The organism is Devosia beringensis (assembly GCF_014926585.1).
In the GTDB taxonomy this organism is placed as follows: domain Bacteria; phylum Pseudomonadota; class Alphaproteobacteria; order Rhizobiales; family Devosiaceae; genus Devosia; species Devosia beringensis.
The window spans coordinates 3,865,729-3,877,678 of record NZ_CP045422.1 but is presented as its reverse complement, the minus strand read 5'-3'; the positions used below and the strand labels follow the sequence as shown (position 1 = coordinate 3,877,678).

The 11,950-nt window shown below is 63.8% G+C and carries 9 protein-coding genes; 5 read left to right on the top strand and 4 right to left on the bottom strand.

Annotation, left to right across the window (positions count from 1 at the left end; all coding sequences use genetic code 11):
• Positions 1-28 precede the first annotated feature (28 nt).
• Positions 29-1,093 carry a septal ring lytic transglycosylase RlpA family protein gene (locus tag GDR53_RS19895; RefSeq protein WP_269802199.1) on the bottom strand — a complete coding sequence of 355 codons (1,065 nt, stop codon included), beginning with the start codon at positions 1,091-1,093 and terminating at the stop codon, positions 29-31.
• Positions 1,094-1,332: 239 nt separating this feature from the next.
• On the opposite strand from GDR53_RS19895, the gene metH reads away from it, so the two are divergent.
• The 3 genes from metH to GDR53_RS18825 are packed head-to-tail and all read left to right on the top strand — an operon-like array spanning position 1,333 to position 6,422.
• On the top strand, positions 1,333-5,094 hold the full coding sequence (metH, locus tag GDR53_RS18835; RefSeq protein ID WP_193335949.1) for a methionine synthase: 3,762 nt from the start codon (positions 1,333-1,335) through the stop codon (positions 5,092-5,094).
• Between the two features lie 3 nt (positions 5,095-5,097).
• On the top strand, positions 5,098-5,448 hold the full coding sequence (locus GDR53_RS18830; protein WP_193335948.1) for a hypothetical protein: 351 nt from the start codon (positions 5,098-5,100) through the stop codon (positions 5,446-5,448).
• Positions 5,449-5,498: 50 nt separating this feature from the next.
• Positions 5,499-6,422, top strand: a complete 924-nt coding sequence (locus GDR53_RS18825; protein ID WP_193335947.1) for a patatin-like phospholipase family protein — start codon at positions 5,499-5,501, stop codon at positions 6,420-6,422.
• Between the two features lie 9 nt (positions 6,423-6,431).
• On the opposite strand, the gene GDR53_RS18820 is transcribed toward GDR53_RS18825, so the two are convergent.
• Together GDR53_RS18820 and folD are read right to left on the bottom strand one after the other, a co-directional pair.
• Positions 6,432-6,980 carry a DUF1643 domain-containing protein gene (locus GDR53_RS18820; RefSeq protein WP_193335946.1) on the bottom strand — a complete coding sequence of 183 codons (549 nt, stop codon included), beginning with the start codon at positions 6,978-6,980 and terminating at the stop codon, positions 6,432-6,434.
• Positions 6,977-7,891 (bottom strand): bifunctional methylenetetrahydrofolate dehydrogenase/methenyltetrahydrofolate cyclohydrolase FolD, encoded by a 915-nt coding sequence (folD, locus tag GDR53_RS18815; RefSeq protein WP_193335945.1) that lies wholly within the window; start codon positions 7,889-7,891, stop codon positions 6,977-6,979. Before folD ends, GDR53_RS18820 begins: the two co-directional genes overlap by 4 nt.
• A 453-nt stretch (positions 7,892-8,344) precedes the next feature.
• On the opposite strand from folD, the gene GDR53_RS18810 reads away from it, so the two are divergent.
• Both GDR53_RS18810 and arr read left to right on the top strand, forming a co-directional pair.
• Complete coding sequence (locus tag GDR53_RS18810; RefSeq protein ID WP_193335944.1) at positions 8,345-9,820, top strand: AMP nucleosidase; 1,476 nt, start codon at positions 8,345-8,347, stop codon at positions 9,818-9,820.
• Positions 9,821-10,056: 236 nt separating this feature from the next.
• Complete coding sequence (gene arr / locus GDR53_RS18805; protein WP_193335943.1) at positions 10,057-10,470, top strand: NAD(+)--rifampin ADP-ribosyltransferase; 414 nt, start codon at positions 10,057-10,059, stop codon at positions 10,468-10,470.
• A 58-nt stretch (positions 10,471-10,528) separates the two neighbouring features.
• Here arr and eno read toward each other — a convergent pair whose 3' ends face one another.
• Positions 10,529-11,806, bottom strand: a complete 1,278-nt coding sequence (gene eno, locus GDR53_RS18800) for a phosphopyruvate hydratase (protein ID WP_193335942.1) — start codon at positions 11,804-11,806, stop codon at positions 10,529-10,531.
• Positions 11,807-11,950 lie beyond the last annotated feature (144 nt).

The window sequence follows — 11,950 nt, the reverse complement described above, 5'->3', positions numbered from 1 at the left end:
TTGCCGACACGACAGCCGGCAAACATGACTAATAGAGAATTATGTCGTTCAGGCCAAGTTGGCGGGCCAGATCAAGCGCATCGACCCGCGACACGCCCGGCTTGAGCTGCGTCAGGGTCAGGCGGGTGGCCGCCTTGCCGTTGACGGTCACCGGTTCCTCGTCGACGGCGCCGAGCAGGGCAAACTCCTCGGCCAGGGCAATGGCATTGTCCTGGTTCGAGAACACGCCCAGGCCCAGCTTGATCGAGCGGGCGTCGGCATCCATCGACTGCACCCAGGTGTCCAGCGCGCTCGAGCGGGTGGCCATGGCCGTCACCGCCGCATGGGCGCTGCCAATGGCCAGGTCCTGCTCTTCGGGTGTCGTGTCGGCATAGGAGAACAGGCTGCCAAAGAAATTGCCGGCCATGTCGACCATGCTGTTGGTGCCGTCATTGGAGGCATAGCGGGTATTGCTGTTGCCCGTGCCACCGAAATCGGCGGGACCGGAATAGCTGGCCAGCAGCATGCGGGTATCGTCGCCTTCGAGAGGCGCCGGTCCGACATATTCAGCCTGGATCTGGGTATGGCCATTGTTCACATAGCCCAGCATTTCGGCGGCGCGATGCGACAGGTCCATGATGCGGCCGGGCATATAGGGACCGCGGTCATTGACGCGGACGACCACCGAGCGGCCATTGGCCTGATTGGTCACGCGCACATAGCTGGGCAGCGGCAGCGTCGGATGCGCGCCGGTGATGGCATTGGCCGAGAAGATCTCGCCGTTGGCCGTGCGGCGGCCATGGAAATCCGAGCCGTACCAGGAGGCGTCGCCGCTGGCGACATAATTGGGATCTTCCTTGGGCACGTAGACATTGCCGCGCACGGTATAGGGCTTGCCGACCTGATAGCGGCCACCGCCCTTGGGCGGATTGGGATTGCTGGTAACGCGCGGCGATGAGGTGACGCCATATTCCTTGGAACTGAACGCCGACCGCTTGACCGTGGCACCCAGGCCGCCGCCGCCGCAGGCAGCGATCATCGGCGCGATCAGGGCCGCCAGGGCGACGAAATTGAGGGCACGGCGCCAGGGTGTCGTCACGATACTCATACTCATACGCTTACCTAACTGCGACTGCCCATTGTAACGCTTTGGCCGGCCGACGCCCGCTAAGAACAGATTTCTGGTTTAGGGGAGGTTAAGGCGAACAGATTGTTATCGCCGCCCGTGGCATTTGGATCGAATGCACGCCATTTGTCAGTGCAGCATCCCGCGCCCGGCAAAGCTTGCGCCGAAGCGGATATAAAGATATCTTTATGTCAATTGTGATGACCGACGAACCGAGGTGAACGGCAATGAGCCTTTCCGAGCAGCTGCCCGCTATCCCTGACTGGACCGAAGTGCGCGCCGCGCTGGCCGAGGCCGCGCAGGAGCGTATCCTGATCCTGGACGGCGCCATGGGCACCATGCTGCAGCGGCTCAAGTTCACCGAGGAGAATTTCCGCGGTGAGCGTTTCAAGGACTGGACGCTGCCGCTGCAGGGCAACAATGACCTGCTGGTGCTGACCGAGCCCAAGGCCGTCGAGGACATCCATTTCGAATATTACATGGCCGGCGCCGACATTGCCGAGACCAATACCTTTTCGGCCACCTCGGTGGCCCAGGCCGACTATGGCTGCGAAGACGCGGTCTATGACATCAATTTCCAGGGCGTGGTCGTGGCGCGCCGCGCCGCCTTGCTCGCCCAGGCCGAGGACGGTCGCCGGCGCTTCGTCGCCGGGGCGCTGGGGCCGACCAACAAGACCTCGTCCATGTCGACGGACGTCAACAGCCCCGGTCACCGCGCCATCACCTTTGACGCTCTGGTCATCGCCTATGGCGAGGCTATTCGCGGCCTGGTCGATGCCGGCGCCGACCTGCTGCTGTTCGAGACCATCACCGACACGCTCAACACCAAGGCCGGCATCTTTGCCGCCCAGCGCCTGTTCGAAGAGCGCGGCATCGACGTACCGATCATGATTTCGGGCACCATTACCGATCTCAGCGGCCGCACCCTCTCCGGCCAGACGCCGACGGCCTTCTGGTATTCGCTGCGCCACGGCAATCCCTTCACCATCGGGCTCAACTGCGCGCTGGGCGCCGACCTGATGCGCGAGCACATTGCCGAGCTGTCATCGGTCGCCGATACGCTGATCTGCGCCTATCCCAATGCCGGCCTGCCCAACGAGTTCGGCGGCTATGACGAGACGCCCGAGCAGATGGCCAGCCAGCTCGAGCAGTTCGCCAGCGACGGCCTGCTCAACATCGTGGGCGGCTGCTGTGGCTCAACGCCCGACCATATCCGCGCCATCGCCGAGACGGTCAGCAAATACCAGCCCCGCATCGTGCCCGAGATCGAGCGCAAGCTGCGCCTTGCCGGGCTCGAGGCCTTCACCCTGACCGCGGAAATCCCCTTCGTCAATATCGGAGAGCGCACCAATGTCACCGGCTCGGCCCGCTTCCGCAAGCTGATCACCGCCGGCGATTACCATGCCGCGCTCGACGTGGCGCGCGACCAGGTGGCCAATGGCGCCCAGATCATCGATATCAACATGGATGAGGGCCTGATCGACAGCCAGCAGGTGATGATCGACTATCTCAACCTCCTCGCCGCCGAGCCCGATATCGCCAAGGTGCCGCTGATGATCGACTCGTCCAAGTGGGACGTGATCGAGGCAGGCCTCAAATGCGTGCAGGGCAAGGCGCTGGTCAATTCCATCTCGATGAAGGAAGGCGAGGAGTCCTTCCTCAAATATGCCCGCCTGGTGCGCGCCTATGGCGCCGCCGTGGTGGTCATGGCCTTTGACGAGCAGGGCCAGGCCGACACGCTCGAGCGCAAGGTGGAAATCTGCAGCCGCGCCTATAAGCTCCTCACCGAGGAAGTCGGCTTTCCGCCCGAAGACATTGTTTTCGATCCCAATGTCTTCGCCGTCGCCACCGGCATCGAGGAACATAATGGTTACGGGGTAGCCTTCATCGAGGCGACCAGGATCATCACCGAGACCCTGCCCCATGTGCATATTTCGGGCGGCATATCCAATCTCAGCTTCTCGTTCCGCGGCAATGAGCCGGTGCGCGAGGCCATGCATGCGGTGTTTTTGTACTATGCCATCCAGAACGGCATGGACATGGGCATCGTCAATGCCGGTCAGCTGGCGGTCTATGAGAGCATCGATCCCGAGCTGCGCGACGCCTGCGAGGACGTGATCCTCAACCGGCGCGACGACGGCACCGATCGCCTGCTCGAACTGGCCGAGCGCTATCGCGGCAAGGGCGGCAAGGAAGCCGCCGCCAAGGACCTGAGTTGGCGCGAGAAGTCCGTCGAGGACCGCATCGCCCATGCGCTGGTCAACGGCATTACCGAATATATCGACGCCGATACCGAAGAGGCCCGCCTCAAGGCCGCCCGGCCGCTGCATGTCATCGAGGGCCCGCTGATGGCCGGCATGAGCATTGTCGGCGACCTGTTCGGCTCGGGCAAGATGTTCCTGCCCCAGGTGGTCAAATCAGCCCGGGTGATGAAGCAGGCCGTGGCCTTGCTGCTGCCCTATATGGAAGCCGAGAAGAATGCCGACGGCAATGCTACCGGCCGCAAGAGCGCCGGCAAGGTGCTGATGGCGACGGTCAAGGGCGACGTGCACGATATCGGCAAGAACATCGTCGGCGTGGTGCTGAGCTGCAATAATTACGAGATCATCGACCTGGGCGTCATGGTGCCGACGGCCAAGATCCTGCAGACCGCTCGGGAACAGAATGTCGATATCATCGGCCTCTCCGGCCTGATCACGCCATCGCTCGACGAGATGGTGCATGTGGCTGCCGAAATGGAGCGCGAGGGCTTCGACATACCCCTGCTGATCGGCGGCGCGACCACCAGCCGCGTGCATACGGCCGTCAAGATCCACCCGCGCTACGAACGCGGCCAGACCGTCTATGTCAACGACGCCAGCCGCGCCGTCGGCGTGGTGGGCAATCTGCTGTCCGCCGATACCAAGGTCAGTTTCATCGCCGACATCAAGGCCGAATATGCCAAGGCGGCCAATGCCCATCTGCGGGCCGAAGAAGACAAGAAGCGTCTGCCGCTGACCACGGCGCGTGCCAATGCCTTCAAGCCGGACTGGAGCGCCTATGCGCCCCCCAAGCCGAGCTTTACCGGCACCAAAGTGTTCGAGGATTTCGACCTGGCGGCTTTGGCCGAGTACATTGACTGGACCCCGTTCTTCCAGACCTGGGAGCTCAAGGGCCGCTATCCGGCCATCCTCGAGGATGAGCGCCAGGGCGAGGCGGCGCGCCAGCTCTGGGCCGATGCCCAAGCCATGCTCAAGCTGATCATCGACGAAACCTGGTTCAAGCCACGTGCCGTGGTCGGCTTCTGGCCGGCCAATGCGACAGGCGACGATATCAAGCTTTATACCGATGAGGGCCGCGCCGAGGAACTGGCGACGCTCTTCACCCTGCGCCAGCAGCTCAGCAAGCGCGACGGCAAACCCAACATGGCCCTGAGCGATTTCGTCGCGCCGATCGACAGCGGCAAGCCGGATTATCTCGGCGCCTTTGTGGTCACCGCCGGACTGGAGGAAGTGGCCATTGCCGAACGCTTCGAAAAGCAGAATGACGACTACTCGTCCATCCTGGTCAAGGCGCTGGCCGACCGCTTTGCCGAGGCCCTGGCCGAGATGATGCATGCCCGGGTGCGTCGTGAATTCTGGGGCTATGGAGCCGACGAGACGCAAACCCCGGCCGAGCTGTCGCTCGAAACCTATCGCGGCATCCGCCCGGCGCCGGGCTATCCGGCCCAGCCCGATCACACCGAAAAAACCACCCTGTTCCGCCTGCTCGATGCGGAGAAGAATGCCGGCGTCACGCTGACCGAGAGCTATGCCATGTGGCCGGGCTCGTCGGTGTCTGGCTTCTACTATGCCCATCCGGAGGCCTATTATTTCGGCGTGGCCAAGGTGGAACGCGATCAGGTGCTCGATTATGCGGCGCGCAAGGGCATGAGCGTGACCGAGGTGGAACGCTGGCTCGGCCCGATCCTGAACTACATTCCGGGTCCGGCTATCGCGGCGGCGGAGTGAGCCATGGCCAAGGTGGAACCCATCCCCGTCGTTTTGGTGACCGAGCCGGGACAACTGCTGGCCCTCGACGCCGGCACCGTGCTGCTGCGGCTGCCGGCTAATAGCGGCCACGGTCACCCCGATGGCCAGCATTGCCTCGCCTGCGCGACCCGCACCGATGTGCGGGCCTTGCTCTATGACCTGCTCGAAGAGGTCAAGCGCGGCATGCGCCCGGCCTTCACCCGGGTGATCGTCGATGCCAGTGCCCTGCCCGATCCATCGGTGGTCGTCGCAGCCCTGACCGGCAAGCTGCCGGCCCAGGCGCTGCGCGACCACAGCGTGGCACGGCTGTTCTATCTGGCCGATGCGGCGTAAACTTCTCCCCGCCTAGCCAGCAGGTTACGGTTATCAGCGGGAGACTGAGCATGGCCAAGACATCGATTGCCCTGGCCCTGGGCAGCGGCGCCGCGCGTGGCTGGTCCCATATCGGCGTCATCGACGTGCTGACCGAGGCCGGCATCAAGCCCGACATCATCTGCGGCACCTCCATGGGGGCGCTGGTGGGCGCCGTCCATGCCAGCGGCCGGCTCGAGGCGCTGCGCGACTGGGCCATGGGGGCCGACTGGCGTGCCGTGGCGGCGATGGTCGACGTCAATGTGCTGGCCGGGGGCCTCGTCGATGGCACCAATATCGTCAACTGGCTGAATGGCCTGGGCCTGCCCGCCACCATGGCCGACTTGCCTTTGCCCTTCGCCGCCGTCGCCACCGACATTACCAGCGGCCGCGAGATCTGGCTGCGGTCCGGCCCGCTGGCAGCGGCAGTCCGGGCCTCGATCGGCATGCCGGGCCTGTTCAGCCCCACCAGCATTGACGGGCGCTGGCTCGCCGATGGCGGTCTGGTCAATCCGGTACCGGTTTCGCTCTGCCGCGCCATGGGCGCGGACTTCACCATCGCCATCAATCTCAACGATGAGCTGTCCGGGCGGCCGCTGGTCAGCCCTGTCGAGCCCGCCCCCGCCGCGCCACCCCGGCCGGAAAGCCTCTTCGACCTGATCCGCTCGATCCCGGCATCGGTCCAGGCGCAGATGTCTTCGCTCAGCTTCTTTGGCGCCAGCCAGACGCCGGGCTATTTCGACGTGCTGGCCAATTCGGTCGACATCATGCAGAACCACATCACCCGCTCGCGCCTGGCCGGCGAGCCGCCCCATGCCATGATCCTGCCTGCCGTCAGCGGCCTCGGCCTGCTGGATTTTCACCGCGCCGCCGAGGCCATCGCCGCCGGCCGCGCCGCCGCCGAACAGGCCCTGCCGGTGATCGAAGCCCGCCTGCGGGGCATCAGGCCAGGCTGAACGCCGGCCTCAGCCCGCAAAGGTCTGCAATGGCGTATCACCGCGCAGATAGAGTGGATGCTTGGGTGAGCCATCCCCATTCGTGCCAAAGCACCACAGCGCCACGCCGTCGTCCCGCAGCGCCATGACCAGCTCCCGCCCGGCCGGCGCCAGCGCCTTGTTGAGCTTGCCATGGCACAGTACCACCATCCCGGCTCCCGCAGCGGCCGCCCGGATCGCTGGCAGATTGGCCGGTGACACCGCCTCGACGCCCGGCGCCAGCAGCATTTTCGGATCGGTGGCGCGATAGTCGCCGACATTGGCCTTGACCATGGCCGAGAACCCTTCCCGGCAGGCAAAGGTCCATTCGCGGGCGCAGGTCGGATCGTTGACCGTCCCATCGGCCGTGCTCGGATTCATGCCGATGAACAGGATATAGCGGGTCGGAAAGGCCTCGCCCATCCAGCGCCGCATCAGCTGGCGATAGCGACCATCCGCGCTGAAGGTCGCGTCACCATTGACGCCCGGCATCAGGGCCAGGCGCACCTTGCCGCCGGGGTCATGGGCGTCAACGCTCATGCCGTCAGGTCGCTCGGCGGCACGAGGCCGTTGATCAGGCTCGCCGTGGTGACGGTATTGGCCAAAAGGCACGCAATGGTCATCGGCCCGACGCCACCCGGCACCGGGGTAATCGCGCCGGCAACCAGGCTGGCCGAGGCGAAGTCGACATCGCCCAGCAGCCGCGTCTTGCCCTCGCCCCGCTCGGGCGCGTCGATGCGATTGATGCCCACATCGATGACCGTGGCGCCCGGCTTGATCCAGTCGCCCTTGATCATTTCCGGCCGGCCGACCGCGGCGATGACGATATCGGCCTGACGCACCATGGCGGGCAGGTCCTTGGTGCGCGAATGCGCCATGGTGACAGTGCAGTTCTCGCGCAGCAGCAGCTGGGCCATCGGCTTGCCGACGAGGTTGGAGCGCCCGACGACCACGGCATGCAGGCCCGAAAGGTCCCCCAGCGTGTCGCGCAGCAGCATCAGGCAGCCCAGCGGCGTGCAGGAGACCGGGCCCGGCAGGCCGATCACCAGTTTGCCGACGCTGGCCGGGGTGAAGCAGTCGACATCCTTGGCCGGGTCGATGGTCTCGATGATCTTCCTGGAATCGATATGGTCGGGCACCGGCAGCTGCACCAGAATGCCGTGAATGGCCGGATCGGCATTGAGCTTTTGCACCAGGGCCAGCACCTCGGCCTCGCTGACGGTTTCCGGCAGCTCGTACTTTTCCGAATGCATGCCCATCGCGACGGTCTGCTTGGCCTTTTGCGCCACATAAACCTGGCTGCCCGGATCATGGCCGACAATGACCACGGCCAGGCCCGGCGTAATGCCATGCTCGGCCTTGAGCCGCGCCACATGGTCGGCAATGCGACCGCGCAGGCCTTCGGCAAAACCCTTGCCATCGATGATGCGGGCGGTTGTCGTAACGGTCATGGCAGGCTCCGGGCGGATTGCTGGCGGACCTGCGCTGCGGGCAGGACCGCGATTGATGGCCTCCCATAGCCCAGCCTGCCCCGTTGGAGCAAAAGCAAACTCACGGCGGCTCAAAGAAAAAGGGCCACCAGAACATCTCTGTCCTGGCAGCCCTCGGGACCATCGGCCTACCGCACTGTTGAGGGCTTGGGGGACAAGCGGCCAGCACGACGTTCCTCGCTCACCGGTTGCATGGGGTCGTTTGCGTCGCCAGTGAACTGGCTAGGAAGATGGTGGGCAATTGCGGCGATAAAAGTGCCCATCACTCCGATGTGAAAAGCCGGCAAAATCGGCCCGCAGTTGAAGCGCCGCACAGAAGCTGTCATCAGGAAGGGCTAGACGTTGCCGGATATGCAACGTGATTCAGCCGAGGGCGGGTTCAATCCGGAATCCGCGACATGAAAGAACAAGAAAATGACCCCGATCAGCCCGCCGCGCGCCGAGACGCAATCCTTCACCGATCCCGAGAAGGCATGGGCCTATCTGGCCGAAATCTATCACCGAAATACCGGCTTCATCCGCGGTCATCTGGCGGCGCTGACCAAGGGCATTGTCCCGGCCGGCCAGGTGCGCGCCTGCTATCCGCAGATTGAAGTGCGCTCCACCAGCTACAGCCGCAGCGAAAGCACCCTGCCCTACGGTTTCCTGCACACCCCGGGCATCTATCGCACCACGGTGACCGCGCCCGACCTGTTCCGCACTTACTTTATCGAGCAGTTCACCGTCATCCTCAAGAACCATGGCGGCACCATCGACATCGGCGAATCCGATACCCCGATCCCGCTGCACTTCGCGGTCCCCGCCAATGAGCGCATCGATGGCGAGGCGCTCAACGCCCTCAACATCCCGCTGCGCGACGTCTTCGATGCGCCCGACCTGGGCAATACTGATGACGAGATCGCCAACGGCACCTTCGTGCCGCCGCGCGGTGGCCCCTACCCGCTGGCGGCCTTCACCGCGCCGCGCGTCGACTATTCGCTGTTCCGCCTCAGCCACTATACCGGCACGGATGCGGCGCATTTCCAGAATTTCGTGATCTTCACCAATTACGCCTTCTACATCGACGAGTTCTGCCGCGTCGCCAAGCAGTACTTGGCCGATGGCCATGCCCATTACGAAAGCTTCATCGAGCCGGGCAATGTCGTGACCGACAATGCGCTGGCCGGTGGCAAGGTGGCGGGTACTTCGCCGGCCCGGGCGCCGCAGATGCCGGCCTATCACCTGACCGGTGCCAATGGCCGGGGCATCACCATGGTCAATATCGGCGTCGGCCCGTCCAACGCCAAGACCATTACCGACCACATCGCCGTGCTGCGCCCGCATGCCTGGATCATGCTGGGCCACTGCGCCGGCCTGCGCAATTCCCAGGAGCTGGGCGACTACGTGCTGGCCCACGCCTATGTGCGCGAGGATCACGTGCTCGACGCCGATCTGCCGCTTTCGGTGCCGATCCCGGCTCTGGCCGAGGTGCAGGTGGCGCTGGAGCAGGCCGTGCACGAAATCACCCAGACCGAGGGCCTCGAAACCAAGAAGATCATGCGCACCGGCACGGTCGCCACCTTCGACAATCGCAACTGGGAGCTGCGCGACCAGACCGAGATCACCCAGCGGCTGAGCCAGTCGCGCGCCGTCGCGCTCGACATGGAAAGCGCGACCATTGCCGCCAATGGCTTCCGCTTCCGCGTTCCTTACGGCACCTTGCTCTGCGTCTCCGACAAGCCGCTGCATGGCGAACTCAAGCTGCCGGGCATGGCCTCGGACTTCTACCGCACCCAGATCAACCGGCACCTGCTGATCGGCCTGCGCGCCATGGAAATCCTGCGCGACCAGCCCCCTGAGCGCCTGCACTCGCGCAAGCTGCGCAGCTTTGCCGAGACGGCGTTTCAGTAAGGCTCGCCATTTCGGTTCAGAAAACAAAAAGCCCGGTGTAACCACCGGGCTTTTTCGTTCAATCAACCGATAACTATCGGCGCTTGACCACCGGATGCCAGGTTCGGTTCGCTGACGCGCCGTGCGCCATAAAGCGTTTTCCCGATCGCCATGACTTAGATATGGGCGGCTTGGGGCTTGCTTCAAGCCCTGGCCAAGGATGTAAAAGAACGGCTCCAAAGTCATGGGAGCCGTTCATGTACGCGTCTGAACAACCTGAAAATGCAGTCTTCTATCATGGCACCCGGGCCGACCTGAAGGTCGGTGAGCTCATGGTGCCTGGGTTCAGGTCCAACTTCGGAACTGGCAAGCCGTCGTCATGGATCTATTTCAGCGCTACGCTGGAAGCTGCGATATGGGGGGCAGAACTGGCGCAGGGTGATGGCCCGGAGCGCATCTATGTCGTGCGGCCGACGGGACAATTCGTAGACGATCCCAATCTCACTGACACCAAATTCGCGGGCAATCCGACACAGTCCTATCGCAGCCAGATGCCGCTCGAGGTCGTGGGCGAGGTGGAGCGCTGGGAAGGACATCCGCCCGACCTGCTCCAGAAGATGAAGGACAGCGTGGAACGGATGCGCCGCGAAGGCATCCACGCCATCGACTGAATAGGCAAACAAAAAAGCCCGGCATCACTGCCGGGCTTTCGCATTTCTGATGAACCGCTTAGCGGCCCTTGACCACCGAATAGCCGGCATACTTGGCCGACGAACCCAGCTGCTCTTCGATGCGGATCAGCTGGTTGTACTTGGCCAGGCGATCCGAACGCGACAGCGAGCCGGTCTTGATCTGCCCGCAGTTGAGCGCCACGGCCAGGTCGGCAATGGTGGAATCTTCGGTTTCGCCCGAGCGATGCGACATCACCGAGGTATAGCCGGCGCGGTGCGCGGTATCGACGGCATTGAGGGTCTCGCTGAGCGAGCCGATCTGGTTGACCTTGACCAGGATGGAGTTGGCGACACCCATCTTGATGCCCGAGACCAGGCGCGCCGTATTGGTGACGAACAGATCGTCGCCTACCAGCTGCACCTTGTCGCCAATGGCCTCGGTCAGCGCCTTCCAGCCCTCCCAGTCGTCTTCGCCCATGCCGTCTTCGATGGTGATGATCGGGTAGCGGGCAGCCAGATCGGCGAGGAAGGCGACGTTTTCGTCCGAGGACAGCGACTTGCCCTCGCCGACCATCTCGTATTTGCCGTTCTTGAAGTATTCGGTGGCGGCGCAGTCGAGGCCGAGGAACACGTCCTCGCCGGGCTTGTAGCCGGCCTTTTCGATCGAGCGCATGATGAAGCCCAGGGCGTCGTCGGCCGAGCCCAGATTGGGCGCGAAGCCACCTTCGTCACCGACATTGGTATTGTGGCCTTCGGCCGACAGGTTCTTCTTGAGCGTATGGAAGATTTCCGAACCGATGCGGACGGCATCGGCCAGGTTTTCCGCGCCGGCCGGCAGGATCATGAACTCCTGCATGTCGATCGGGTTGTCGGCATGCTCGCCGCCATTGATGATGTTCATCATCGGCACGGGCAGCACATGCGCATTGGGGCCGCCGATATAGCGGTAGAACGGCAGTTCGCTCGACTCGGCAGCGGCCTTGGCCACGGCCAGCGACACGCCCAGGATGGCATTGGCGCCGAGACGGCTCTTGTTGGGGGTGCCGTCGAGCTCGATCATCGCCTGGTCGACGCCGAGCTGGTCGAGCGCGTCCATGCCCTGGATCTCGTCGAAGATCACCGAATTGACGTTCTCGACGGCCTGGGTCACGCCCTTGCCATTGTACTTCTTGCCGCCATCGCGCAGTTCGACAGCTTCATGCGCGCCGGTCGAGGCGCCCGATGGCACCGCCGCGCGGCCGAAACTGCCGTCGTCGAGCACCACATCAACTTCGACCGTGGGATTGCCGCGGCTGTCATAGATCTGGCGGCCGGTGACATGGATGATTGAAGACATGGAAAGCCCTTCCGATATCGGTTCTCGCGATTGCTGGCTCTCTGTTAGACGCAGGGCATGACAAGGAAAAGAGGGCACCAGCAAAAAATGCGACTTTCGGCGCGACCCGGCGGCGGCGGGCGTACTGTCGCCACAAGTCTCCAT